The sequence below is a fragment of the Streptomyces sp. NPDC002004 genome, from assembly GCF_053593975.1.
The window spans coordinates 158,902-183,780 of sequence record NZ_JBSFDP010000008.1 but is presented as its reverse complement, the minus strand read 5'-3'; the positions used below and the strand labels follow the sequence as shown (position 1 = coordinate 183,780).

The window sequence follows — 24,879 nt, the reverse complement described above, 5'->3', positions numbered from 1 at the left end:
GTGAGGCTTTCTGACTGACTGGCATCGGCTCTACGGGGAGGGCAAAGTGCTGCCGAGCGAAGGCGGTTCGTCGTCGGAGTCGAGTTCGGAGGGCCCATTGTGGCCGTTCGACGTCTTCGAATCGGCGACGGACGCCGTGGCCGACGTGGTCACCGAGCTCTCGTCGTTCCAGAAGTTCCAGCAACGGGTCGACGAACTGATCCGCGACCTCAAGGGTTCGGCGGCCGGCTCCAAGAAGCTGGGTGAAGAGCCGCTGTCGCGGCACCAGTTCGGCGGGGGAGACGGTGCGTGGGTCGAGGCATCGGGCCTCTTCGCCTCGTACCACTCGGTCATCAGCGAACTCGAGACCCTGTCGAAGCTGCTCTCCGACTCGATCGAGGGCATGGGCATCGCGGTCATGGCCTCGCACGAGGGCTATCACAAGATCGACACCGACCTTCGCGACCGGATGGCGGCGATCTCGGCGGAAGCCACCGAGCACTACGGCGGCAGCTACGACCCGGACCACGCCAAGCACACGTCCGCACAGGGCGGCAGCGGCACGGGCGGCGGCAGCGGTGACGACACCGGTACGGGAACGGACCGGTCCGGCCGGTCCGGCCAGGCGCCCGCGGGCGGCGGCAACTCGGGCGGACAGATCTGATGGGTGACTTCTGATGGGTGGCAAGGGCAAGGGCGGGAGCACGTCCTTCGAAAACATGAGCCACGAGCAGATGCTGGCGTGGCTCGACCAGGCGGACAGCGGCGTGGTGCAGGCCGCCGCCGACAAGCTCAAGGCGGCGGCCACGGAAATCAGCAAGATCGCCGAGGAGCTCAAGGTCCGCCCCCAGTACGTGACATGGAAGGGCAAGGGCGCCGACGCGTTCCGCAGCTGGGGCGGCGACCTGGCCAACGCCACGTTCCGACTGGCCGACTTCAGCGAGGGCTCCGCGAAGTGGCTGGGCCACGCCTCCGCCGCCATCGCCTCGGCCCAGTCGTCCGTCCCCCGCGACAGGAAGAGCGCCCAGGCCAACCTGGACGCGGCCAGGGCGGCCCACGGCGACCCGGACGCGCACATCGCCGCCAGCAAATCCGAGAGCAATCTGGCGGCCATCGCGGCGGACAAGGAGAAGGTCCGCCAGGAGGCCGCCGCGGAGATGCGGAAGCTGGCGGGAACGTATTCGTTCTCGGCCACGCAGATGGACCGGCTGGAGAGGCCTAGGTTTCCGCCGCCGCCGTCGGCTATTTCGCCGGAGGGGAGCGGTGGCAAGTCTATTGACGGTGCTCAGGCTTGGACTCGGCCGACCACGTCTGGCCGAGGCACTACAGGCGGTGCTTCTGTTCCTTCTTCGCAGGGGCATGCCGCAGCGACCCACGCGTCGGCCCCTGGGGCACCGCACGTACCGGGCGGTGGCCGGTCTTCTGGCGTGAACCTTCCGGAGCGTCATGTGGAGGCGAACAGCGACCGTCCAACACATGTGGACATCGACTCCGCAGACACACTTCCCAAGGCGCATCACGTACCTGTTCACCCCAGCGACCCGGTACCGAACGGCCCGAGCCCAACTGGCCCGACCGGCCCCACCGGCATGCCTCCTGTCACCGGAACCCCGCCGATCGTTGGCCGCGGGGGTGGCGGAACATTCGAAGGCCGCGAAGGAGGGACGACCGTCGGGCGCCGTGGGGGCGGAGGACCCTTCGAACGCAGCACATCACCCATCGGTGGTACGGGAGCGACCCGGCCTGGCAACCCGCCGGTGACTGGCGGTGGAGGTCGCTCAACCGGTGGCATGCGCGGCCCGTTGATGCCGGGGCAGAGCGGCACAGGTGCTGGACGAACAGGATCGCTTCCTGGGCGTCTCCCGACCAACAACGGAGTTGCTGGTGGGCGCCCGCAGCAGGCGACGGGCAGGCCTACCACGGGGATTCCCCGGGGGACGGTCATGGGCGGCGAAACCCCGACTGGGCGCGGACCGGTCGGTCGGGGTGCAGCGGGAGCCAGGCCCGGTGCCACGCCGGAAGGGCCGCGTGGTGCCGCCTCCGGACGCCGGATCGCCGGTGAGAACGAAGGCATCGTCGGTGGGCGGCCGCAACGACAGGGCCGCTCCAGTACGCGCTCCTTCAGCTCGGGCGGTTCCGGCCTCGTTCGCGAGCAGCAGCCGGGTGGCACTTCGTCCGAACCCATGCCCGGATCAGCTCAGACGGGCCGCGGCGGGCCTCTGCCCAACGGCTCCAGATCTGCGTCGCGTCGCACTGACGAACGAGGCGAGCGGCCGGACTACCTCACGGAGGACGAGGAGACCTGGCGGCCGAGCGAGCGTCGTAACGTCCCGCCGGTTGTCGACTGACACGCGCAAAGGGAGCGAGAGGGAACCGCATGGACACCAGCAGTAACCGGCGCAGGCACAGAACTGGGACCTCAGCAGTCCTCGGTCTCCTGCTGATGGGTGTCGCGGTTGCACCTGCCCACGCTGAATCGACTCGCTCGGAGCAGTGGTATCTCGATGCCATGAAGGCCGAGCAGATGTGGGAAACCAGTACCGGTAAGGGCGTCACCGTCGCTGTGATCGATACTGGAGTCGACCCGAGTAACCCTGACTTGAAGGGTCGAATTCTGCGCGGCAAGGATTACGCGAAGGGCTCACCCGGGGATCAGCACACGGATTACCAGGGGCATGGGACGGGCATGGCCGGCCTGATCGCTGGCACCGGCGCTTATGGAGGCGGAAAGGGATCCTTCGGCGTTGCGCCAGATGCGAAGATCTTTCCGATCCGACTGCCCGATGCCACGAAGGCAGCCAATCAGCTTGAGTCTGATGAGGAGTTCGACAAAGCTGTCTCGCAGGCAATCCGATACGCAGCGGACGCGGGCATCAAGGTCATCAACATCTCCCAGGCTACGTCGGAAGGCTCGCCGCGTATGACTGCGGCCGTAAAGTATGCATTGAACAAGAATGCATTGATCTTCGCTGGGGTCGGCAACAACGGGCAAGCGGGGAACGAAGTCATGTATCCCGCTGCAACCCCAGGCGTTGTCGGTGTCGCCGCCGTCGGGAAGAACCTCCACAAGACCGCAGAGTCTGAATTCGGGCCACAGGTAGACATGGCAGCCCCCGGCGACGAAATGGTCCACGCATGCGGCGGTAAGACTGGCCTCTGCAAGAGCCACGGCACCAGCGACGCCACCGCAATCGCCTCCGCCAGCGCCGCCCTCATCTGGTCCAAGCACTCCAACTGGACCAACAACCAGGTCCTCCGGGTCATGCTCAACACGATCGGCGGGCCCACGGACGGGGCCAAGCGCAACGACGCCATCGGCTACGGCATCGTCCGCCCCCGGATCGCCCTGAAGAACCCGGGCGACCCCGGCCCCGCCGACGTGTACCCGCTCCCGGACCTCGCTGCGGCAGCGTCCAAGTCCCCGTCGCCCTCGGCCCCGGCTTCCGGTTCCCAGGGCAAGGACGCCAAGCCGCAGAGCGACGACGGAGCCGCCGCCGCGTCCAAGGACAGCGGCTCAAGCCCCACCCTGTGGATCGCCCTGGGCGCGGGCGCCGCCGTAGTCCTCGGAGTCGTGGCGGCGGCCCTCCTCGTACGCAACCGAAGGCGCCGGAGCCAGGCATCACAGCCCGCGATGCCGCCCTGTGCGCCGAGCCAGTTCGGCAACCCGAATCAGGCGTACGGCCACCCGCCGCAGCCCCCGAGTTCCACGCCGGCCCCTCCTGGTTACGGCACCCCGCCCGGTCCGGGGCCGTCGGCCTGAGCGTACGAACCCAGGCCGGACGAGGGGCTGCCGGGACGTTGGGCGCCGGCGCCCCAGTGGGTGCGGCCAAGGACCCGAAGCCCGAAGCACGAAGGACAGGACCCGCTCGGCAGTCGCACGCCGGGCCTATGGCGTTCCGGACGGTGTCTGCCGGACGCCCGAGGGAGTGGACACACATGGCGTGGAACGAATGGGAACAGCTCAAGGCGACTGCGGCCCAGGGCCACTCCTCACGGATGCAGCTCAAACAACTGCCGGTCGACCCGGGCGGTTCGGGCGGCTCGGGCGGCTCGGGCGGCCCGAACGGCGGTTGGGAGCCCGACCTGGCTTCTTCGCCGGCGGAGATGCAGACCGCGGCCAACGCCATCCACGACCGAATCGAGGGCACCCGCAAGGCCGGCCGCTGGGCGGATGACGACACGGACGACGCGGTCAAGGCGTTCGGCCCCAAGGACGGCGACGGATGGCTCACAGCCGCGGCGATCAAGAAGGCGCACAAGACCTGGGGTGACCAGGTCCAGAACCTGCTGACACAGCTCGCATCGGAACGCGCGGGGGTGTGCGGGACCAACAAGGTCCTCACGGGCACCGACGGAGAGACGGGTCTCAAGGTGCGTGCCTCATCGCCGCTCGACAACTGCTGAACGGATTGACGGGGTCATGGGCCCGGGCAGGGCCGTTCCGAGTCGGTGCTCAGCCGGCGCCGACGACGGGCCGTTTCGCCGCGTACATCGACATCAACGGGGAACCAGTGCCGACGTTTCACGAGATCATGACGACCGATCTCTCCACTCTGACGACAGCCGCCGAACGCTGGGACGGCATGGCGGGACAGTTCCACACGCAGGAGACTCGGTACAAGACCGATGTCCATGCCCTTCCCCAGACCCCTTCCTGGTCGGGCTTGGGCGCGAACGCGGCGAAGAATCGTTTCAACATCACGCTCGGCGAGTTGCAGAAGGCGCAGACCGAGGCCAAGGCGATCGCCTCACTGCTGCGAGACGCCCACACGCAGTTCGTCGACCTCCGGAGCAAGCTCAAGTCGGCTCGCGAGGACGCCGTCAAGGCCGGGATGAAGGTCTCGGACCAGGGCGTCGTCAGCCTCGACTACGAGAAGCTCAGTGAAGCCGAACGCACCGCCTACCACCATGATCCCGACTATCAGGAGAGCGTGCGCAAGAGCGTCGGCTCGTGGCAGGAACACATTGACCGGTGTGTGAAGAACGCGGGCGATGCCGACAAGGGTGTTGAGGTCGCTTTCAAGGCCGTGGTGATCGACTCGGACGTCACGGACGGCACCATCAACGGCTTCAACGGTGCCGCCAAGGGCGGGCCGCATGCGATCGAGAAGTACGAGGCCGAAGAGGCTCAGGACATCGCGATGCGTATCGACTCGAAGAAGGCGACCGCGCACGACTACCGGGAACTCCAGCGACTGTTCCGCGACAACTCGCACGACAAGGCCTTCAGCCAGACGTTGCTGGACGGGCTCGGCGCACGGGGCACGCTGAAGCTCTCCAACGAGCTCGAAGGCCTGGCGCACTACGACGACACGAAGCACGACGGCCGGTACCTCGATATCGAGAAGGGGCTCGCGACGACGCTGGCCACAGCGACGAGCGATCCGAAATCCTCCTTCTACAAGAGCTTCCGTGCGGACCTGGCGAAGGCGGGGACCGCGGAGTTCAAGATCGACGGACTCAACTCGACACCGGACGGGAAGATCCGCGGATACCAGAGCCTGGCGACCCTGATGGAACAGGGGCACGGGTATTCAGGTCGATTCCTCATGGACACCGCGGACGACATCCAGGCCGCGGAGCGGTCCTACGCCTCGAAGGGCAACCTCCAGCCCCTGTGGTCGTCCTTCGGGGACAAGGTGCGTGGAAACGACCGGAGTTGGTTCGCCGACGACCCGCTCGACGGCGTGCTCGGCATCATGTCGCACGATCCGGCGACCAGCACCGCGTATCTGGACCCGGCGCACAACAAGAATCTGGAGTACCTGCTCAACGGCCGCGACTGGGACAACGTCATCAAGAGCTACGCGACGTCGCCCGACGGGACCACGCTGGGTACACCGATCATGGGTGAGGACGGCGACGTCCGAAAGGGGTTTGCTGCCGCCCTGGAGGCCGCCACGACCGGGCAGGAGCCCGGAACGTACCATCCCGACGCCCATCACACCGTGCCTCAGGCCCGCATCCTGCAGCACACCATCGACACTCTGAACACCATGGACAAGGCGCAGGAACTGCCGAAGAATTTCGTGAAGCCGATGGCGCACATCATGACGTCGTACACGTCCGACACGCATGAGATCTTCGCGCAGTCGCAATCGCACTTCGACCGTGACAGTCCGGGGTCCGAATGGAGCGACAAGGACGGCGGACACATTGCCGTGGGTCGTGAGTACCTCACCAAGGTGATGCGGGGTATCGCCGACGATCCGGAGGCTTTCGGGCACCTTTACGGCGCCGAGCAGAAACATGCCCATGACGTCCTGGCGGCCATTCCTGAACATGCCGGGGACACGGCCGTGGGGAATCGAATAAGTGACTGCTCGCGCGCCATGGGGGCTTACGACGGGGTGCGGGCCGACATCATCTTCGATGAACGGTTCAACAAGACTCAGTGGGCTGCCGACTTCAACCATGGCATCGGTACGTCGCTGGGCACGGCTCTGATCTTCAAGCCGCTGGGGGACGACCTCAGCCCGGTCGGCGACCTTGCTTCGAAGGGCCTCGACGTCTGGGCGTACGACTCCAACAAGGAGCACGTCTCCGAGGCGAACCTCAAGGCGACCGAGGACAACGCGAAGACCTACGACGCAGGTCAGCATGACGTGAGCCATATGGTCAGGACGTGGGCGCAGAGTCGCGGCCACGGTATCGACAGTGACTACGCGGTCAAGTGGGTTCATACCGGTCAGCACGACTACGACTTCGGCCGTGACCGAGCGCTCGACGTGCTGCGAGCCGACCGATGAAGTCGCCTGCAGCGACCCCCGACAGGATGAGTATCGTGCGGAACAGTTCCAGGAACCGATGGAGTCGTGCGGGCTGGTATGCAGGAGCGGTGGTTCTTGCGCTCGGCATCGTGGTGGCGGTGTACGCGGGCCCCGGGGTCTACGGATCGTGGCGGGACGGCCGTTCGCTGGACCAGGCCTGTGACGGCACCTTGGCGCAGGGAGGACTCCAGGCCGCCCTGCATTCCTCGCACATGCGTGCCAGGCGCGACGACGATGGGCCGGACTACATAACGTCCTGCCTGGTCAACAGGCCGGACACGGGTGACCGGGGCGGGGCCCTGGAGGTGCGCTTGCGCTGGAGCAGCAGCGAGGTCCCTTCCGACGCCGAGGTGTGGTACGAGGGCAGTGACGACGACTTCAGGGGGCGGGCCGCACCTCTGGGCGGCGGCTGGCCGGGCATCGTCAGGAACGACGGCAACGCTCAGATCATCGTTGCGCTTGACTGCCAAAACCAGAAGAACAAGGCGCTCGTCGCGCAGGGAGACCTCGTCTCGCCGCCGCGCGACGGGGCAAAGGAAGGCCCCGTCGTCACCGGACTGGGCCGGGTGACCGCGGAGACCGCTCTGAAGGCGGCGGGGAAGTACGGGTGCAAGGCGAGTGCCGGCGGGACACTCGCGCATGTGACGGTCCCGTCCCGCGGCAGGACTGGTACGACCAAATCCGTGCAGCGGGCGGAAGGGTCCTGCTCCGCCGTGCGTGGACTCGCTCGGCAGGCGGCGGCGGCCGGGGTGCCGGACGTTATGGAGTATCCCGCGGATTCCCGTGCTCCGCAGGTCAATTGCTACTACCTCACGCCCGCCAAGAAGGCTGGCTACGGCCTGTACGCCTATTACGGCGCCATGGCCAAGGACTTCCAGGCGAGCTCCACTGACGGATCGAGTTCCACGGACAAGGGCGCCGTCCGGGCCACCGCCCGATGCCCCCAGTCCGCGGAGCCCGCCCGGTTCGTGCTGTACCGCCTCTACGACCGCGACACCGATACGTTCCCCGTCCGCAAGTACTCCGCCCACTTCGCCGAAACCGCGCTGAAAGCCTTCGCCGACCACGAGGCGAAGCAGCGCGGTTGCACCGACGTACGGATGGAGACAGGTTCAGGCGGTCGTTGACAAGAACCGGCACTGACGGGAACCCAAGTCCGCCCGACAGCACTCAGGACCGGACCCGGCCGGCTCGCGGCCGGCCGGGTTGTGAGCGGACTCCCCGTCGTGCCCCGACCGTGCGTTCAAGGCGGGCGACGGTCGTGCCGCGTCCGAAAGCGGAGGGCATCGGCGTGATCCCGCCCCCTCACCCGGGAGAGCGCACCTGATCGTCGCGGCCCCGGAAGGAACACCTGCTCACCAGGCATGACTGAGTACGGATACTCAGGGGCCCCGGTTGACGACACGAATGGAGCAACAGCCGGGGAACGCTACGGTACCCCTCGATCACGCACCGTCACCATGCGGACGTCCGCGGCCCGAGGCCGCAGGCGGCGTCCGCCATGGCGCACGACGAGAAACGGGAGGGGACCACGCATGGTGTGGCACGAGTGGGACCGGTTCAAGAGCGCCGCCGCGCAGCAGCACTCCGTACAGCACTCCGCACGGACGCAGCTGAACCGGCACCCGGTCGGGCCGGGCAGGCCCGGCGGTGGGACCTCCGGCGGCGGGACGGGTGCCGTCGGCCTTCGCATCAGTGAGGGGCCGTGGACGAGGGCGTCGGGCGTCGCCCGGGAACTGTGCACCTCCATGCACGGCGGCCTGACCGAACTCAAGGAGGCCGGCGCCGGCATGGCCGATGGCACCGACGGGGTCGCGTGCGCCGCCGCGCTGGGCGAGATCCTCAGCAGCTGGGAGTCACGGCTGACCGCCGTGCGCAACGAGTGCGAGCGCTTACGCGGCTCCCTGGCCAGGACCGGGAGGCACTTCGGCGAGATCGACCACGGGGTCGGAGCCCGCGTCGACCGCGTGCGCATCGGTGACCGCCACGCCTGGGCCGGGTGAGGCGGGTGCCCACCTGGCAGCAACTCCGGGACCTGAACCTGTCGAAGTACCGGGACGCCGCCGACGGCTGGGGCAAGGTCAGCCACCGCGCCGACGCCGCCCGCATCCGGGTCGACCACGAGATGACCATTCCCGTCCGGTCCACCCAGAGGGGCGACACGGCCACCAGGGCGGCCGGGGAGTTGGACCGGCTCAGTCGCAACTACCAGTACGTCCACGGCCAGTGCGGTCTGGTCCGTACGACGCTGGACGGGCTCGCCGCCGACCTGGAAGGCCCGTGCCGCAGGCTGCGGCAGGCCCTCGAAGACGCCGCAGCCCTGTCCTTCACTGTGAACGCGGACGGCTCGGTGACGTATCCGTCCGTCCCGGATGACGGCACACCCCGAGCGGCGGGCAAGGGGCCGCTCGCGCCCGGAGCGGGCGGAGGGACGGCGAACCCGGGAGCCCCCGCGCCCTTCCTGCCCGGCGCCGGCGAAGGCGGTGGCAACCCCAACAGGGCCAAGGCCGAGGACATCGCGGAACGCATTGCCCATGCCGTACGCGAAGCAGACGAAGTCGATGCGCGCTATGCGGCGATGCTGCGCAGGCTGAAGGCCCCGACGGGACTCGACGTCACCGACGACATGCTGGTGGACGCCGCCCGGGACATGAAAGCCGTCCGGAGGGGGACGGGAGAGCTCGTCGCCGGGAACGACATCCCGCGCGGCAAGTCGGCGGCCCGCAACAGGCAGTGGTGGGACGGCCTGAGCGATGAGCAGCGCGACGCATACGCGACGCTCCATCCGGCCGTGATCGGTGCACTCGACGGCCTCCCGTCCGACGTCCGCGACACCACCAACCGGATGGTCCTGGCGGAGACACACGCGCAGGTGCGGGACGCGTACCACCGGCTCGGGCCCGAGCCACCCCGGTACGTCGAGGCCGGTGACACCCGTTCGACGGTCCTCAACCCGGCCTGGCGGCAGTGGCGCGCCGCGGGCGGCGAACGGCTGCGGTCCCAGCTCGAGGGCATGGACGCGATCCAGGCCCGGATCGACGCGAGCGGCGTGCCCGGGAAGAACGGCAGGGCGCCCCTGCCGCCCGTGTACCTGCTGGGCCTCGACACCAGGGGCGACGGCCACGCGATCATCGCCAACGGCAACCCCGACACGGCGCACAACACGGCGGTGTACGTGCCGGGGACGGGGGCGAGACTGTCCGACGCCCGCAACGCCATCAACCGGATGACGGACACCTGGCGAGAGGCCCACGCCCAGGCCCCGGGACGGTCCCACTCGACCATCAGCTGGATCGGCTACGACGCCCCTCAGAACCTCCTGACCGACTCACCCCGGACGAGCTACGCCCACCGGGGTGCCCCCGCACTCAACGGCTTCCTCGACGGCCTGGCGACCGCCCAGGGCGGCGCAGGCTCCAGCCATACGACGGTCATCGCCCACAGCTACGGGACCACGGTGGTCGGTGTCGCCGCCCAGGAACACCGACTCGCCGCCGACGACCTGGTGGTCGCCGGAAGCCCCGGCATGCTGGTCGGCGACGCGAGCGAACTCGACGTGGGCAGGGACCACGTTTGGTCCGAAGCCGCCCGCTCCGACCCGGTGCCCTACATCGGCCGGGAATTCCTCGGCGGCCACAAAATCGGTGCGCAGACCTGGCACGGGATTCCCTACGGGGTCGGCGGCATCACGACGATCCCGTCCGACGAGGCTTTCGGGGCGCATCGGATGGACGTGGATACGCGGGGGCACAGCGGCTATTGGAACAAGGGCTCCCTCAGCCTCAGAAACCAGGCCTTCGTGATCAACGGTCAGTACGATCAAGTCAAGGAAGACCAGTGATCCGCCTCACATTCCGGCGGCGTGGATCGCTTCGCTCCTCGCTCGCCGCTTCCGCACTCGCTCTGTCCCTCCTCGCGACAGGATGCACCAGGACCGTGGACGCTCTCGGTTACGAGCCCACCACCCTTGCCGTCGACGACGCCAGGGCGAAGGCCAATCACGTCTCCAGCCAGATTTTCGACTTGATCGACATCAAGGAAGGGCAGGTGGCGGGAGGAGGCGCAGGTGTCTCCGTCTGTGAGGAGGACCCCGATCACCTCTACCGAATGCAGCATCCCTGGTCGATCTACAGCGTTCCGGAGGACACGCTGAAACGGGGCTTCCAGCGCCTCAGAGAAGGCCTTCCCCGGCATGGCTGGAAGATCGTCGAATATGGTCCCAACAACAGCAGGGCGAAGACCCTCGAACTCACAGCGGACTCGGAGACCGAGCAATTCTCGGCAAACATCGAGCTCATCGTGTCGACGCCGACCCACCCGAACGAGCCGGAGCCGAAGATTCTCGTCAATGTCGTCTCCGGCTGCTTCCGCGCTCCCAGAGGCACCGACCTGGACCGGGAGTACTGAGCCCGGTGCCGCTCCGAGGGGTCGGCCCGGGCTCGCCCGGGCGTCGGCGTGCCGTGGTCGGCGCCCCTGCAGGAGGGAGGACAACGTCGATGTCCGTGGAGCCGTCGCCGAAAGCACCGTCGGACCCGCAGCCGGACACGCCGCCGGATGCTCCCTCGCAGGATGCCGGACCGGTCGCCCAGCCGCCCCGTGCCTACGAGCCCGGGCCCAGTGCCGGGAAGCTGCTGTCGGTGCTCCTGCTGTTCGTGCTGGCCGCCGTGGTCGTGGTCCGGGGCGGCGTCTACTTCAGCTCAGGCGGATGACCGTGTGACGGGGCCGGACCGGACCACGCGTCCGATGCCGGCGGGCGGCGGGCGCTCGGCCGGATTGTCAGTGGTGCCTCCTAGAGTTCTTGAGTAGTGGAGCTCGGCCTCGGGGTGGCCGGGACTTCGGGTGCCGGGGTAACGGCCGGCGCGGGGCGATGGGGGCGCACGATGGGCACGACCGGGACGATCGTCTTGGACGAGGGCGCGCTGCGTCCTTGCATCACGCACGAGAGCACGTTGCGGTGGCTGACGGGACCCGGGCTCCCGGCGGGGAGTTCGCTGTTCGGGTTCGAGGCGCTGCGGAAGGCGGGGCGGCCGGACCGGCTCGCGGATGCGGTCGGTGTACCGGAGCTGCTTCCTGGCGGGCTGGGGGATCTCCTGGTTGTGGGCGACCTTCTCTCCGCCGCCGGGGAGACCGCGCAGACCGTGCTGCTCGACGGGGCCTCGGGCGAGGTCTTCACGACTTTCGTGCTGCACGACCGCCCGGACATGACGGAGCTGACACCCCTCGCGCCGTCGGTGGGAAGTCTCGTGCGGTTCATGACGCTCGTGGAGGAACTGCGGGACACCCGGGGACAGTTCGCCTCGCTTGCGGGGCGGTTCGGCACGAAGGCCGTCGCCGAGGCACAGGAGCAGCTGCTGGCCGTCTTCGAGGAAGGGACCGGCGGCGCCGTTCCCGCCTACTGGCGCATCGCCGCGGTCGTCCACCCGCTGGCCCGGATCGCCGGGCCCGGCTCCGGGCTGCGGCTGGAGATACCCGAGCGGCTGCTCGACCGGGAGTTCGGGGACGGCGAGATCGTCCGCTTCGAGGACGTCGACCTGCCGGGCGTCCTCACGCACGAGCCGAGCCGCCGCTTCCTGACCCGGACCGGTCTGCCGGAGGACGGCGTCCCCATGTTCCAGCTGGACACGGACGTGCCGCTGCCGACGCTCGTCGCGTACCACGAGGAGGACGGTGACGACGGCGAGGACGTCGACTGCCTCCCGGACGGCGCCGATCGCCTCATACGTCTCGGTCATCTCGCCGAGGACACCGATCTCGTCGTCGACGGTGCCACCGGTGCGGTCTTCGCCTGGGTCCTGCCGGAGGCCTCGCTCCTCCCGCTCAACGCCGACCTGTCGACCCTCGCCTTCACCCTGTGGCTCGTGCACCGGGAGAGAGCCGTCGGCAAGCCGTACGAGGTGACGGCCCAGGTGTACGAGCAGTTGGCGGCGACCATGACGAACGTCCTCGACGCGGTCGACCCGGTGGCCTGCCGTGTCACGGCCGCGCCCGACGATCACTGGAGGTACTGGCCGGAGGTCTTCAAGGACCAGGCCGGCCCGGTCTTGTGACACCGGCGGTCTGTGGTCACAACGTCGGGACGCGCGAGGTCCGCCACGTCGTCTGCCACGCGGGCGGGTTCAGCGGCCCGTCCACGCGGGGGGTTCAGTAACGCTCGGCCTTGGCGAGCTTCGGGGAGGTGTCCGTGTGGTGGCTGAAGGCAAGGACCACGGTCGGCTTGCCGGGGGCCACATCGGTGGCGGTGACGAAGGCGGTGTCGACCGTCTTCCCGGACTTGTCGGTGAAGTCGACCTGTACCGCGTAGGAGGCCGGGCCCTGGGTCCTGTTGGTGATGGTGACCAGTGCCGCGCGGGTGCTGGGCGGAGTGGCGTTGGGCAGGCCTCTGACCGAGACGTCCCCGGCGGCGTTGCCGGTACCGGAGACGGACTTCAGCCGGTTCTCCGCCGACGCCCGGGACCTTTCCAGCTGTGCCGAGACCGAGGCCTCGAACTCCGATGCGCGTGCCTGTAGGGAGGAGGCGATGGCTACCGAGGAAGGGTGTGAGGTGGCGAGCGATGCCGCGGCGGACTGGAGTTCCGATGCGTCGGCAAAGACCCTGGTCTCGCCCGGGCTCGGCATTCCGGAGGCCTGGGCTGCGACGGAGGCTGCCACCCGGGAGGCGTAGGCGGCCGCCGAGGACGCGGCGGACTGGGCCGAGCCGGTGTTCGATGTGCTGGTGCATGCCACGGCGCCTGCCGCGATCCCGCCGGCGATGAGGGTCACCGCGACGGGGGCCGACACGGCCGCAGGGAGAACGGTCCTGCGTGTGCGCCCGGTGCTGCGGGGTGCGGAGCGGTCGTCGCTGGTGGCCACAGTGTCTCCGTGAAGGTCGGTGGACGGGGCAGAGGCTTCATTCAGCCTGTGCCGTGCCGACCGAAGGTGCGACCAGTGGGGCTCTGACCGGGGGAACGGACCGGTGTACCTGCCTTCTGCCGGCGGATGGCGGCCGGCGTCGCGCCCGAACGTGTGAGCGATGACCTTGATGGGGGCGTGGTCCTGCCCTGCCGGGGTGCTCACGTCCGAGCCTGGAAGCCGGCCCGGGGGAGGCCCGGCAGGGAAACCCGCTGCCGACCGAACACGCGACCGGGCAGCGACGAGGGCGTCGACCGAGACGGAGACGAGACGGACCGAGAACCGGGCGGCACCCTTGGCAGGGGAGGCCGCGGTGCAACTGGGACGAGAACTGAGACGGACGAGCGAAAGGGCGGCATCCCCTCTGGGGCGCCGCCCTTTCGTTCTGCCTGCTCAAGGCGCAGGAGGCCGTGGCGGGATTCGAACCCGCGTAACCCGCTTTGCAGGCGAGCCCCTCAACCACTCGGGCACACGGCCGAATCGGACGTCCGGAGCGTCGGGGTTCCGGGGATCCGGAGGCCCGACGCTGCGGGGTTTCCGAAGCGATGCCTCGACCGTAGACGCGGGCCGAGAGGTGACTCAAGCGGCCGGCGCGGGCTGCAACGGGACTGCCATGTTGCGTTCACGAGCGGGCTCGCGGGTGCCCTGCGCGTGGAGCACCGTGCGGACTGTCGGGCGGGCCCGGTCTCCCCCGGACGCTCCGCGACGGCCGCGGGCCAGGCGCCCGGGGAGCAGGGACAGGGCGGATCGACCTCCATGCCGAGCTCGGCGAGCGCCAGGGCGCTGCCCAGGCCGCCTCCGTCCGACGCAGTCAGGCCATTGTTGTCACTTTGACAACACCGTTGTGGGGGCCTGCAGTTGCGTGGTGGAGGCGTGATGCAGGTGATGCGCCCGCTCCGGTCGGCCGGTTGGCCGGCCGACCGGAGCCGCTGCCGCGCAGCACACTCGTCCGCGGCCCCGGCAGGCGCATCCCGGCCCCTGGCAGGCGCATCCGGGCCACCGGGACCTACGACCAAGGGACCAGGGATCACCGCCTTCCGGCAGGGGGTGAAGGGGGCTTCTGCCTCTTACCCTGACCTCCATGAGCGCCTTGGAACACCGCGACGCCGGGGTCGGCGACCCCGACAGAAGCGCAGCCCCCTCCGGCTCCGGGATCCTGGGACGCCCGTACCGCGCCCTGAGCGCCGGGATCGTCTCCGTCGTCCTGCTGATCGCCTTCGAGGCCACCGCGGTCGGGACCGCCATGCCGGTCGCTGCACGGGAGCTGGACGGTCTGCCGCTGTACGCGTTCGCGTTCTCCGGGTACTTCACGACGAGCCTGTTCGGGATGGTGTTCGCCGGACAGTGGGCCGACCGGCGCGGACCGCTCGCGCCGCTCACCGCCGGCATCGCCGGGTTCGCCGCGGGGCTGCTGCTCTCCGGCACGGCCGGGGCGATGTGGCCGTTCATCCTGGGGCGGGCCGTCCAGGGGCTGGGCGGCGGGCTGGTCATCGTCGCGCTGTACGTGGTGATGGGCCGCGCCTACCCGGAACGGCTGCGGCCGGCGATCATGGCGGCGGTCGCGGCGAGTTGGGTCGTCCCGTCCGTGGTGGGGCCCCTCGCATCGGGCGCGGCGACCGAACACCTCGGCTGGCGCTGGGTGTTCCTCGGCATACCGGCGCTGGTGGTGTTCCCGCTGGCGCTCGCGCTGCCCGCGATACGGCGGACGGCGGGAGGCCCGGCCGCGGCCGGCGGCGCGCCCTGGGACCCGCGGCGCATCCGGCTCGCGCTCGGCATCTCGCTGGGCGCCGGACTCCTCCAGTACGCCGGTCAGGACCTCCGTCCGCTCTCGGCGGTGCCCGCCGCGCTGGGCACCGTGCTGCTCGTGCCGGCGGCACTGGGGCTGCTGCCGCGCGGCACGTTCCGGGCCGCCCGCGGGCTGCCGTCGGTGGTGCTGCTGCGCGGGGTCGCCGCGGGGGCGTTCATCACGGCGGAGTCGTTCGTGCCGCTGATGCTGGTGACCCGTCGGGGGCTGTCGCCGACGATGGCGGGGCTGTCGCTGGCGGTCGGCGGCGCGACCTGGGCGCTCGGCTCCTACGTCCAGTCGCGGCCGCGTATGGAACGCCACCGCGACCGGCTCGTACGCAGCGGGATGTTGCTGGTGGTCGCCGCCGTCGTGGCCGCCGCCACGGTGCTGGGCGAGGCGGTCCCGGTGTGGGTCGTCGGCGTCGCCTGGGCCTTCGGCTGTTTCGGCATGGGCATCACGATCGCCTCGACGAGCGTGCTCCTGCTGGGACTCTCCGCCCCCGAGGAGGCCGGAGCCAACTCGGCGGCGCTCCAGATCTCCGACGCCCTCTCCAACATCGTGCTGCTCGCCACGGGCGGCGCCGCCTTCGCGGCCCTCGGCGGCGGCTCGGCCGCTGCGCCCGGCACGGCCGCCGGGCCGCACGGGGCCCACCCGGTGGCCTTCGCCGCGGTGTTCGCCCTGTCGGCGGCGGTGGCACTGGCGGGGGTGTGGGTGGCGGCGCGACTGAGGGCTCCGGGCGACGCCGTGTGAGGCATCTCGCAGAGAGGGCGGAGCCGGTGGCGTACGGGCCGGGCGGCGGCGGTCACACCGGTAGGGTGGCCCGGTTGTCATACGTAGCCGAAAGCATCAACCCCCCGAACCGGAGACCGTGACTACCACCGCCGCCACCTCCTCCCACCACCTTTCCCCCGCCTTTCCCGGGCGGGCCCCCTGGGGTACCGCGAACAAGCTGCGTGCCTGGCAGCAGGGGGCGATGGAGAAGTACCTCCAGGAGCAGCCGCGCGACTTCCTCGCCGTCGCCACCCCGGGCGCCGGCAAGACGACCTTCGCGCTGACCCTCGCGTCGTGGCTGCTGCACCACCACGTCGTGCAGCAGGTGACGGTGGTCGCGCCGACCGAGCATCTGAAGAAGCAGTGGGCCGAGGCGGCGGCCCGGATCGGGATCAAGCTGGACCCGGAGTACAGCGCGGGGCCGTTGAGTCGGGAGTACCACGGCGTCGCCGTGACGTACGCGGGCGTCGGGGTGCGGCCGATGCTGCACCGCAACCGTGTCGAGCAGCGCAAGACCCTGGTGATCCTCGACGAGATCCATCACGCCGGTGACTCGAAGTCCTGGGGCGAGGCCTGTCTGGAGGCGTTCGAGCCGGCGACCCGGCGGCTCGCGCTCACCGGTACGCCCTTCCGGTCCGACACCAACCCGATCCCCTTCGTCCTGTACGAGGAGGGCAACGACGGGATCCGGCGCTCGGCCGCCGACTACACGTACGGATACGGGAGCGCGCTCGGCGACGGCGTGGTCCGGCCGGTGATCTTCCTCAGCTACAGCGGCAACATGCGGTGGCGTACGAAGGCCGGCGACGAGATCGCGGCGCGGCTCGGCGAGCCGATGACCAAGGACGCGGTCTCGCAGGCGTGGCGCACCGCGCTCGACCCGCGCGGCGACTGGATGCCGAACGTGCTGCGGGCGGCCGACAAGCGGCTGACCGAGGTGCGCAAGGCCATCCCCGACGCGGGAGGACTGGTGATCGCTTCGGACCAGGACTCGGCGCGCGCCTACGCCAAGCTGATCCGCGAGATCACCGGCGACGGGGCGACCCTCGTGCTGTCGGACGACACCGGGGCGTCGAAGAGGATCGACGAGTTCAGCAGCAACGACGACCGCTGGATGGTCGCCGTCCGCATGGTGTCCGAGGGTGTCGACGTGCCGCGGCTCGCGGTCGGTGTGTACGCCACGACGATCTCGACGCCGCTGTTCTTCGCCCAGGCCGTGGGGCGCTTCGTGCGCTCGCGGCGACGCGGTGAGACCGCTTCCGTCTTCCTGCCGACCATTCCCGACCTCCTCGGCTTCGCCAACGAGATGGAGGTCGAGCGGGACCACGTCCTCGACAAGCCGAAGAAGGACGGCGAGGAGGACCCGTACGCCGAGTCCGAGAAGGAGATGGACGAGGCGAACAAGGAGCAGGACGAGGACACGGGGGAGCAGGACATGCTCCCCTTCGAGGCGCTCGAGTCCGACGCCGTGTTCGACCGTGTGCTCTACGACGGCGCCGAGTTCGGGATGCAGGCGCATCCGGGGAGCGACGAGGAGCAGGACTACCTCGGCATTCCCGGGCTGCTCGAACCCGACCAGGTGCAGCTGCTGCTGCAGAAGCGGCAGGCGCGGCAGATCGCGCACAGCCGCAAGAAGCCCGACGACGAGGCCGACCTGCTGGAGCTGCCCGCGGAGCGGCGGCCCGTGGTCTCGCACAAGGAACTGCTCGAACTCCGCAAGCAGCTGAACACGATGGTGGGCGCGTACGTCCATCAGAGCGGCAAGCCGCACGGCGTGATCCACACGGAGCTGCGGCGCGTGTGCGGGGGCCCGCCGAGCGCGGAGGCCACAGCGGGTCAGATCCGGCAGCGGATCGCCAAGGTCCAGGAATGGGCCACGCGGATGCGCTGACCGATGTCATCCCCGGGGGGCAAATGAGGGTGAATCGGGCGTTATTCATGAGTCGGTGACCGGATTCTGGACGAAGTCTTCCGGTGGGCGGACGGGGTCGCTACATTCCCGCTACGTACACGCCCCGTGGCAGCGCCGCCGCGGAGCGCAGCCGGTGCCAAGTGCCTCCGACCCGGGAGCCCAAGCCCCCGGGGCGCTTACCCGCCGGCGGCCTCTGACGCGCGTTGCCGACGGGATCCGGTGACGCATGTGCCGCGGAGGAGGCCGTCGACCCTCACCACGAAGGAGTGGGCGTCGTGACCGCGGAGACTTCCCAGACGCTCGACCGAGGACTGCGTGTCCTCAAACTGCTCGCCGACACCGACCACGGGCTGACCGTCACCGAGCTGTCCGCCAGGCTCGGCGTGAACCGCACCGTCGTGTACCGACTGCTCGCCACGCTGGAGCAGCACGCCCTCGTCCGCCGGGACCTCGGCGGGCGGGCCAGGGTCGGGCTGGGCGTGCTGCGCCTCGGACGGCAGGTGCATCCGCTGGTACGGGAGGCCGCGCTGCCGGCCCTGCGGTCACTGGCCGAGGACATAGGGGCAACGGCCCATCTGACGCTGGTCGACGGGAGCGAGGCGCTGGCCGTCGCGGTGGTCGAGCCGACCTGGACCGACTACCACGTGGCCTACCGGGCCGGGTTCCGGCATCCGCTCGACCGGGGCGCCGCGGGCAAGGCGATCCTCGCGGCGCGGCAGGGCGGGTTGGACGAGCCCGGGTACACCCTGACGCACGGGGAGCTGGAGGCGGGGGCGAGCGGAGCCGCGGCGCCGCTGGTGGGGGTGACCGGGATCGAGGGCAGCGTGGGCGTGGTGATGCTCTCCGACTCCGTACCGGAACGGGTGGGGCCGCGGGTGATGGACGCGGCACGCGAGGTCGCGGACGCGCTGCGCTGAGCCGGCGGGTCCGGTCGCGCGCTTCCCGGGCCGGAACCGTGGTGGTCACGGGGGTAACGGCAGGTAGCTCCCCGACCGTTAGATTGGACTCGTGCTCTCTCGCCTCACGCGCCCCCAAGCCCTCGCCGTCTGTGCGGCACCCGTCGTCGCGCTGCTCGCCGTGGTGGCGCTGTCGCCGCTGCCGTTCTCCGTGGCGCAGCCGGGTAGCACGGCGAACGTGCTGGGAGACAACAAGGGCGAACCGGTGATCACCGTCAGCGGTGCGCCGGTGCGGCCGACCCGCGGGCAGCTGCGGATGACGACCATCGTGGCGACGGGGCCCGAAGCCGATGTCCGGCTGGGCGACGTCGTCGACGGCTGGTTCCGCACGGACCGTGCCGTGATGCCGCGGGACGCCGTGTATCCGCAGGGCAACAGCACCAAGCAGATCGAGGCGCACAACCTCGACGAGATGAAGAAGTCGCAGGACGCCGCGGCGCAGGCGGCCCTCGCGTATCTGGGCAAGGACCCCTCCAAGGTGAAGGTCACGCTGAAGCTCGCCGATGTCGGCGGCCCGAGCGCCGGGCTGCTGTTCTCGCTCGGGGTCGTCGACAAGCTGGACGGTGACGGGAGCGGCGGCGACCTCACGGGCGGCCGCGTCATCGCCGGGACCGGGACCATCGACCCGAAGGGGAAGGTCGGCGCCGTGGGAGGCGTCGCGCTGAAGACCCAGGCGGCCCGGCGCGACGGCGCCACGGTCTTCCTCGTGCCCCGGGCGGAGTGCTCCGACGCCAAGGCCCAGCTGCCCAAGGGGCTCCGGCTGATCCCGGTCACGGAGCTGAAGGGCGCCGTCGACTCCCTGCACGCGCTGGAGAAGGGCGAAAAGGTCCCCAGCTGCTGACAGGGCCTTTCCGCGGCCGGACCTTTCCGCGGCCGGACCTTTCCGCGGCCGGACCTTTCCCCGGCCGGACCTTTCCCCGGCGTCAGCTCCCCGTGTCCCCCGAAGCCTGCTCGACCAGCGGGATGACCCGCAGGGGCACGGGGTTCTCCATGACGATCGCCGTGGAGGCCCGCACGATGCCGTCGAAGCCCACGACCCGGTCGATCACCCGCTGGAGATCCGCGTTGGACCGCGCCACCAGACGGCACAGCATGTCGCCCGTGCCGGTCGTGGTGTGCAGTTCGAGCACCTCGGGGACCGTCGCCAGGTGTTCCCGTACGTCGGCGCCCTGGCCCTGCCGGATCTGGAGCGTCGCGAACGCCGTGACCGGATAGCCCAGGGCCGCCGGGTCCACCTGCGGTCCGAAGCCGCGGATCACCCCGTTCGACTGCAGCCGGTCGAGCCGTGCCTGGACCGTGCCGCGGGCCACGCCGAGCCGCCGGGAGGCCTCCAGGACCCCGATCCGGGGCTCCTGTGCGAGCAGCACGATCAGCCTGCCGTCCAAATGATCGATCGCCATGGGGGCCTCCCGGGTGGTCATCCTGTACAGACCGCACCCTCATCCTCGCGCTCTACTGGGCAGATTGCCCAGTCAAAAGACAAACTATTGCGCACCTTGTGGATCGGCGGGAGCCTCCTGCCATGGCAGCTACCTCTGCGAACATCCACCCCACCCCCACCACCGCGCGCGAGGCCGATCCCTTCCCGGTGAAGGGAATGGACGCGGTCGTCTTCGCCGTGGGCAACGCCAAGCAGGCGGCCCACTACTACTCGACGGCCTTCGGCATGAAGCTCGTGGCGTACGCGGGCCCCGAGAACGGCAGCCGCGAGACGGCCTCCTACGTGCTCACGAACGGCTCGGCGCGGTTCGTGTTCACCTCCGTCGTCAAGGCCTCGACCGACTGGGGCCGCTTCATCGAGCGCCATGTCGCCGAGCACGGCGACGGCGTGATCGACCTCGCCATCGAGGTTCCGGACGTGCGGACCGCGTACGCCTACGCCATCGAGCACGGCGCCCGCGGCATCACCGAGCCGTACGAGGTCAAGGACGAGCACGGCACCGTCGTCCTCGCCGCGATCGCCACCTACGGCGAGACCCGGCACACCCTCGTGGAGCGGTCCGGCTACGACGGCCCCTACCTGCCGGGCTTCGCCCCCGCCGAGCCGATGGTCGCGCCGCCCGCCAAGCGCACCTTCCAGGCCGTCGACCACTGCGTGGGCAATGTCGAGCTGGGCCGGATGAACGAGTGGGTCGGGTTCTACAACAAGGTCATGGGCTTCACGAACATGAAGGAGTTCGTGGGCGACGACATCGCGACCGAGTACAGCGCGCTGATGTCGAAGGTCGTCGCGGACGGCACCCTCAAGGTGAAGTTCCCGATCAACGAGCCCGCCATCGCCAAGAAGAAGTCCCAGATCGACGAGTACCTGGAGTTCTACGGCGGCCCGGGCGTCCAGCACATCGCGCTCGCCACGAACGACATCGTCGAGACGGTGCGCACCATGCGCGCCGGCGGCGTGCAGTTCCTGGACACGCCGGACTCGTACTACGACACCCTCGGCGAGTGGGTCGGCGACACCCGTGTCCCGGTCGAGACGCTGCGCGAGCTGAAGATCCTCGCCGACCGTGACGAGGACGGCTATCTCCTGCAGATCTTCACCAAGCCGGTCCAGGACCGCCCGACGGTCTTCTTCGAGATCATCGAGCGGCATGGTTCCATGGGCTTCGGCAAGGGCAACTTCAAAGCCCTCTTCGAGGCGATCGAGCGGGAGCAGGCCAAGCGCGGCAACCTCTGAGCCGACCGCACGCCCTTCGCGGCCCCACGGACCCTGACCCGTGGGGCCGCGAGCCGTTCCAGGCCAGCCGCTCACGGCCGGGACCGGGGACGCGGCGCGGCCCGAGCGGGCCCGGCCGTCGCCCTCGCGGGGTGTGGTCAGCCGCTCGCCGCCGAGGCGCTGGGCGTCGGGCTGGGCGAGGTCATCGGCTGCGCCGGGCCGTCCATGTCCGTGGGACCGCCCGGCGGAGGGTCGCCGAGTGCGGCCAGTCCCTGCTTGGCCCGGGGGACCAGGAGTGGCGAGAAGGCCGGGTTCACGCGCAGGGCGTCGGTCAGATGCCGGCGCGCCGGGCCGTCGTCGTCCAGTGCGCGTTCGATCTCGCCCAGGTGGAAGGTGAAGAGGGCGCTGCGCACGGTCCCCTTCGCGGTCGCGAGCTGCGCGTACGTCAGGGCCCCGTCGTCGTCCCCGGCCTGGTGCAGCGCCCAGCCCAGCGCGTCGTTCGCCTCGGTGCTCCCCGCCTGTTCGACCTCGGCCCGCAGGATGCTCACCGCCTCCCGGGGATCGCCGTGGTCGGCCTCCAGACGCCCGAGCACCAGCTGGTCGTCGACGCCGTACGCCGCGTCCTCCTTCACCCGCGCACGCACCGCGTCGTACTGCCCCTGGGCCGCCTCGCTCATGCCCTGGGCCTCGAACAGCTCGCCGAGTTCCAGGGCGTACTCGGGCCGCGGCTGCTTCGCCAGGGCGCCCTGGTAGGCGCGTACGGCCTCCGCGGTGCGGCCGAGACCCGCCAGCGCCCGTGCCTTCCCGGCGAGCGCGGACTGCCGGTCGGGATCGGCGGCCAGCGCCGCGTCGTACCACCCCAGTGCCTCGCCGGGCTCGCCCCGCTCCCACGCCAGGTCCCCGGCCTGCTGGAGCGCCGCGGCCCGCTCGGTGGGACTGCCGGCGCGCGCCGCCGCGTCGCCGAGCAGCGCCGCCGCGTCCTCGCGCCAGGCCCGGTCCCGGTACACCCGTGCCGCCGTCGTCAGGGCGGAAGTGCCGGTGTTGAGCTTCATCAGCTTGTCGAGGGCGTCCTGTGCCGCCTTGTAGTCCCCGAGACGGCTGTACGCGTCGATAAGCACCGGATACGTCTGCCAGCGCTTCGGTTCCACCTTCAGCGTCTGCTCGCCGAAGGCCCGCGCGGAGGAGAAGTCTCCCCGGGCGTCCGCGAGCGAGGCCAGGCCGAGCAGCGCGTCGGGGTTGCGGCCCGGCAGTGCGTCCAGCGAGGCGCGCAGCGCCCGCTCGGCCCTCGGGTAGAAGGCCGGGTCGGCGGTGCGCACCCCCTGCTGGAGGTAGGCGGACCCGAGCACCGCCCAGGACTTCACGTCGCCAGGGTGCTTGCGCAGATACGCCTCGTGGTCGCCGATCAGCGCCGTCAGATCGGACAGTGTGGCGGGCAGCCCGGCAGCGACGGCCGTCTCGGCCCGTACGACCGCGCCGCGCACACCCGGCCCGGGCGCAGGTCGCACCACGGCGTTCCGCAGACCCGGCAGCAGCCACCAGGCGCCCCCCAGCACCACGCTCCCGGCGACCAGGGCGCCGAGCAGGCGCCGGCCGCGGCGGGAGCGACCCCCGTGCCGCGGCGGCGGGGCCGGGGGCGGCCATGCCTCGGGCGGAACGGGCTGTTCCTGTTCGCTCCTCATGGTGCCCACTGTGCGGCAATATGACGATCACATCGTGCTGTGCGATCGGCGTCGCGAATGGGTTCACACCGATGGCCCCGAGTGCGACGCTGTGATCATGAGCCGCACACTCATCGAAAGTCTTCTCGAAGGCCTGCCGAAGGACGCGGTCCTCACCGACCCGGACGTCACCGCGTCCTACGCCCACGACATGGCCAGCTTCTGCGAGGCCGGCACCCCCGCGGTCGTCGTCCTGCCGCGCACCGTCGAAGAGGTCCAGCACGTGATGCGCACCGCGACCGCGCTGCGCGTCCCGGTCGTCCCGCAGGGCGCCCGCAGCGGCCTGTCCGGCGCCGCCAACGCCTCCGACGACTGCATCGTGCTGTCCCTGACCAAGATGGACCGCATCCTGGAGATCAGCCCCGTCGACCGGATCGCCGTCGTCGAACCCGGCGTCATCAACGCGGCCCTGTCCCGTGCCGTCGACGCCCACGGCCTGTACTACCCGCCGGACCCCTCCAGTTGGGAGATGTGCACCATCGGCGGCAACATCGGCACCGGATCGGGCGGCCTGTGCTGCGTGAAGTACGGGGTCACCGCCGAGTACGTCCTCGGCCTCGACGTCGTCCTCGCCGACGGCCGCCTCATGCACACCGGCCGCCGCACGGCCAAGGGCGTCGCCGGATACGACCTCACGCGCCTGTTCGTCGGCTCCGAGGGCAGCCTGGGCATCGTCGTCCGCGCGGTCCTCGCCCTGAGACCCAAACCGCCCGCCCAGCTCGCCCTCGCCGCGGAGTTCGGCTCGGCGCGCGCCGCCTGCGACGCCGTCTGCCGGATCATGGAGGGCGGTCATGTCCCGTCGCTGCTGGAGCTGATGGACCGTACGACCGTCCGTGCCGTCAACGCCATGGCGGGCATGGGGCTGCCCGAGACCACCGAGGCGCTGCTCCTCGCCGCCTTCGACACCCCCGACCCGTCCGCCGACCTCGCGGCGGTCGGCGCGCTCTGCGAGGCCGCGGGCGCCACCGAGGTCGTACCGGCCGAGGACCACGCCGAGTCGGAGATGCTGCTCCAGGCGAGGCGCCTGTCGCTCACCGCACTGGAGACGGTCAAGGGCACCACGATGATCGACGACGTGTGCGTGCCGCGCTCCCGCCTCGGCGACCTGCTCGACGGTGTCGAGCGCATCTCGGAGAAGTACGACCTCACCATCGGGGTCTGCGCGCACGCCGGCGACGGCAACACCCACCCCACGGTCTGCTTCGACGCCGCGGACCCCGACGAGGGCCGGCGCGCCCGTGAGTCCTTCGACGAGATCATGGCGCTCGGCCTGGAACTCGGCGGCACCATCACCGGCGAGCACGGCGTCGGGGTGCTCAAGAAGGAGTGGCTGGCACGCGAGATCGGCCCGGTCGGGCTGGAGATGCAGCGCGCGGTCAAGCAGACGTTCGATCCGCTGGGCATCCTCAACCCGGGCAAGCTGTTCTGACCCGCCCGGGGACG

At 70.2% G+C, this 24,879-nt stretch carries 20 protein-coding genes and 1 tRNA gene; 17 read left to right on the top strand and 4 right to left on the bottom strand.

Going from position 1 to position 24,879, the window contains the following annotated elements; all coding sequences use genetic code 11:
* Positions 1-46 precede the first annotated feature (46 nt).
* From ACWCP6_RS15775 to ACWCP6_RS15725, 11 genes are all read left to right on the top strand, one after another.
* A complete protein-coding gene (locus ACWCP6_RS15775) occupies positions 47-643 on the top strand; it encodes a hypothetical protein (protein ID WP_450932984.1) in 597 nt (198 codons plus the stop codon).
* A gap of 13 nt (positions 644-656) precedes the next feature.
* Positions 657-2,327 carry a translation initiation factor IF-2 gene (locus ACWCP6_RS15770; RefSeq protein ID WP_450932983.1) on the top strand — a complete coding sequence of 557 codons (1,671 nt, stop codon included), beginning with the start codon at positions 657-659 and terminating at the stop codon, positions 2,325-2,327.
* Between the two features lie 29 nt (positions 2,328-2,356).
* On the top strand, positions 2,357-3,739 hold the full coding sequence (gene mycP / locus ACWCP6_RS15765) for a type VII secretion-associated serine protease mycosin (protein ID WP_450932982.1): 1,383 nt from the start codon (positions 2,357-2,359) through the stop codon (positions 3,737-3,739).
* Between the two features lie 176 nt (positions 3,740-3,915).
* On the top strand, positions 3,916-4,383 hold the full coding sequence (locus ACWCP6_RS15760; protein WP_450932981.1) for a hypothetical protein: 468 nt from the start codon (positions 3,916-3,918) through the stop codon (positions 4,381-4,383).
* A 128-nt stretch (positions 4,384-4,511) separates the two neighbouring features.
* Positions 4,512-6,728 carry a hypothetical protein gene (locus tag ACWCP6_RS15755; RefSeq protein WP_450932980.1) on the top strand — a complete coding sequence of 739 codons (2,217 nt, stop codon included), beginning with the start codon at positions 4,512-4,514 and terminating at the stop codon, positions 6,726-6,728.
* 89 nt (positions 6,729-6,817) lie between these two features.
* Positions 6,818-7,876, top strand: a complete 1,059-nt coding sequence (locus ACWCP6_RS15750; RefSeq protein WP_450932979.1) for a hypothetical protein — start codon at positions 6,818-6,820, stop codon at positions 7,874-7,876.
* Between the two features lie 408 nt (positions 7,877-8,284).
* The gene (locus ACWCP6_RS15745; protein ID WP_450932978.1) at positions 8,285-8,752 is read left to right on the top strand and encodes a hypothetical protein; all 468 of its coding nucleotides are present in this window, start codon (positions 8,285-8,287) and stop codon (positions 8,750-8,752) included.
* A gap of 5 nt (positions 8,753-8,757) precedes the next feature.
* On the top strand, positions 8,758-10,590 hold the full coding sequence (locus ACWCP6_RS15740; protein ID WP_450932977.1) for an alpha/beta hydrolase: 1,833 nt from the start codon (positions 8,758-8,760) through the stop codon (positions 10,588-10,590).
* A 95-nt stretch (positions 10,591-10,685) separates the two neighbouring features.
* Positions 10,686-11,156: a hypothetical protein gene (locus ACWCP6_RS15735; protein WP_450932976.1), complete on the top strand. Its 471-nt coding sequence runs from the start codon at positions 10,686-10,688 to the stop codon at positions 11,154-11,156.
* Between the two features lie 89 nt (positions 11,157-11,245).
* A complete protein-coding gene (locus ACWCP6_RS15730) occupies positions 11,246-11,458 on the top strand; it encodes a hypothetical protein (RefSeq protein ID WP_450932975.1) in 213 nt (70 codons plus the stop codon).
* Between the two features lie 171 nt (positions 11,459-11,629).
* Entirely contained in the window at positions 11,630-12,796 is a 1,167-nt protein-coding gene (locus ACWCP6_RS15725; RefSeq protein WP_450932974.1) for an SUKH-4 family immunity protein, read from the top strand.
* Positions 12,797-12,890: 94 nt separating this feature from the next.
* Here ACWCP6_RS15725 and ACWCP6_RS15720 read toward each other — a convergent pair whose 3' ends face one another.
* Both ACWCP6_RS15720 and ACWCP6_RS15715 read right to left on the bottom strand, forming a co-directional pair.
* Positions 12,891-13,598, bottom strand: a complete 708-nt coding sequence (locus ACWCP6_RS15720) for a hypothetical protein (protein ID WP_450932973.1) — start codon at positions 13,596-13,598, stop codon at positions 12,891-12,893.
* Positions 13,599-14,042: 444 nt separating this feature from the next.
* Positions 14,043-14,114, bottom strand: a tRNA-Cys gene (locus ACWCP6_RS15715).
* A 604-nt stretch (positions 14,115-14,718) separates the two neighbouring features.
* On the opposite strand from ACWCP6_RS15715, the gene ACWCP6_RS15710 reads away from it, so the two are divergent.
* The 4 genes from ACWCP6_RS15710 (at position 14,719) to ACWCP6_RS15695 (ending at position 19,903) form a co-directional block, all read left to right on the top strand.
* Positions 14,719-16,173, top strand: a complete 1,455-nt coding sequence (locus tag ACWCP6_RS15710; protein WP_450932972.1) for an MFS transporter — start codon at positions 14,719-14,721, stop codon at positions 16,171-16,173.
* Between the two features lie 118 nt (positions 16,174-16,291).
* Positions 16,292-18,085: a DEAD/DEAH box helicase gene (locus tag ACWCP6_RS15705; RefSeq protein WP_450932971.1), complete on the top strand. Its 1,794-nt coding sequence runs from the start codon at positions 16,292-16,294 to the stop codon at positions 18,083-18,085.
* Positions 18,086-18,381: 296 nt separating this feature from the next.
* Positions 18,382-19,023: an IclR family transcriptional regulator gene (locus ACWCP6_RS15700; protein ID WP_450932970.1), complete on the top strand. Its 642-nt coding sequence runs from the start codon at positions 18,382-18,384 to the stop codon at positions 19,021-19,023.
* 91 nt (positions 19,024-19,114) lie between these two features.
* Positions 19,115-19,903: a S16 family serine protease gene (locus ACWCP6_RS15695; protein WP_450932969.1), complete on the top strand. Its 789-nt coding sequence runs from the start codon at positions 19,115-19,117 to the stop codon at positions 19,901-19,903.
* An 82-nt stretch (positions 19,904-19,985) separates the two neighbouring features.
* On the opposite strand, the gene ACWCP6_RS15690 is transcribed toward ACWCP6_RS15695, so the two are convergent.
* Entirely contained in the window at positions 19,986-20,462 is a 477-nt protein-coding gene (locus ACWCP6_RS15690) for an Lrp/AsnC family transcriptional regulator (protein ID WP_450932968.1), read from the bottom strand.
* A gap of 122 nt (positions 20,463-20,584) precedes the next feature.
* Here ACWCP6_RS15690 and hppD point away from each other — a divergent pair, with 122 nt between their 5' ends.
* Positions 20,585-21,739 carry a 4-hydroxyphenylpyruvate dioxygenase gene (gene hppD, locus ACWCP6_RS15685; RefSeq protein WP_450932967.1) on the top strand — a complete coding sequence of 385 codons (1,155 nt, stop codon included), beginning with the start codon at positions 20,585-20,587 and terminating at the stop codon, positions 21,737-21,739.
* Between the two features lie 137 nt (positions 21,740-21,876).
* Here the strand turns inward: hppD and ACWCP6_RS15680 are convergent, their stop codons facing one another.
* Positions 21,877-23,397: a tetratricopeptide repeat protein gene (locus tag ACWCP6_RS15680; RefSeq protein WP_450932966.1), complete on the bottom strand. Its 1,521-nt coding sequence runs from the start codon at positions 23,395-23,397 to the stop codon at positions 21,877-21,879.
* 97 nt (positions 23,398-23,494) lie between these two features.
* Here ACWCP6_RS15680 and ACWCP6_RS15675 point away from each other — a divergent pair, with 97 nt between their 5' ends.
* A complete protein-coding gene (locus ACWCP6_RS15675; protein WP_450932965.1) occupies positions 23,495-24,865 on the top strand; it encodes an FAD-binding oxidoreductase in 1,371 nt (456 codons plus the stop codon).
* Positions 24,866-24,879 lie beyond the last annotated feature (14 nt).

What these genes read in the sequence shown, in the direction of transcription:
- ACWCP6_RS15770 (WP_450932983.1), top strand. Translation starts at nt 657, where the DNA reads ATGGGTGGCAAGGGCAAGGGCGGGAGCACGTCCTTCGAAAACATGAGC.
- mycP (WP_450932982.1), top strand. Translation starts at nt 2,357, where the DNA reads ATGGACACCAGCAGTAACCGGCGCAGGCACAGAACTGGGACCTCAGCA.
- ACWCP6_RS15760 (WP_450932981.1), top strand. Translation starts at nt 3,916, where the DNA reads ATGGCGTGGAACGAATGGGAACAGCTCAAGGCGACTGCGGCCCAGGGC.
- ACWCP6_RS15755 (WP_450932980.1), top strand. Translation starts at nt 4,512, where the DNA reads ATGACGACCGATCTCTCCACTCTGACGACAGCCGCCGAACGCTGGGAC.
- ACWCP6_RS15745 (WP_450932978.1), top strand. Translation starts at nt 8,285, where the DNA reads ATGGTGTGGCACGAGTGGGACCGGTTCAAGAGCGCCGCCGCGCAGCAG.
- ACWCP6_RS15730 (WP_450932975.1), top strand. Translation starts at nt 11,246, where the DNA reads ATGTCCGTGGAGCCGTCGCCGAAAGCACCGTCGGACCCGCAGCCGGAC.
- ACWCP6_RS15725 (WP_450932974.1), top strand. Translation starts at nt 11,630, where the DNA reads ATGGGCACGACCGGGACGATCGTCTTGGACGAGGGCGCGCTGCGTCCT.
- ACWCP6_RS15710 (WP_450932972.1), top strand. Translation starts at nt 14,719, where the DNA reads ATGAGCGCCTTGGAACACCGCGACGCCGGGGTCGGCGACCCCGACAGA.
- ACWCP6_RS15690 (WP_450932968.1), bottom strand. Translation starts at nt 20,462, where the DNA reads ATGGCGATCGATCATTTGGACGGCAGGCTGATCGTGCTGCTCGCACAG.
- hppD (WP_450932967.1), top strand. Translation starts at nt 20,585, where the DNA reads ATGGCAGCTACCTCTGCGAACATCCACCCCACCCCCACCACCGCGCGC.
- ACWCP6_RS15680 (WP_450932966.1), bottom strand. Translation starts at nt 23,397, where the DNA reads ATGAGGAGCGAACAGGAACAGCCCGTTCCGCCCGAGGCATGGCCGCCC.
- ACWCP6_RS15675 (WP_450932965.1), top strand. Translation starts at nt 23,495, where the DNA reads ATGAGCCGCACACTCATCGAAAGTCTTCTCGAAGGCCTGCCGAAGGAC.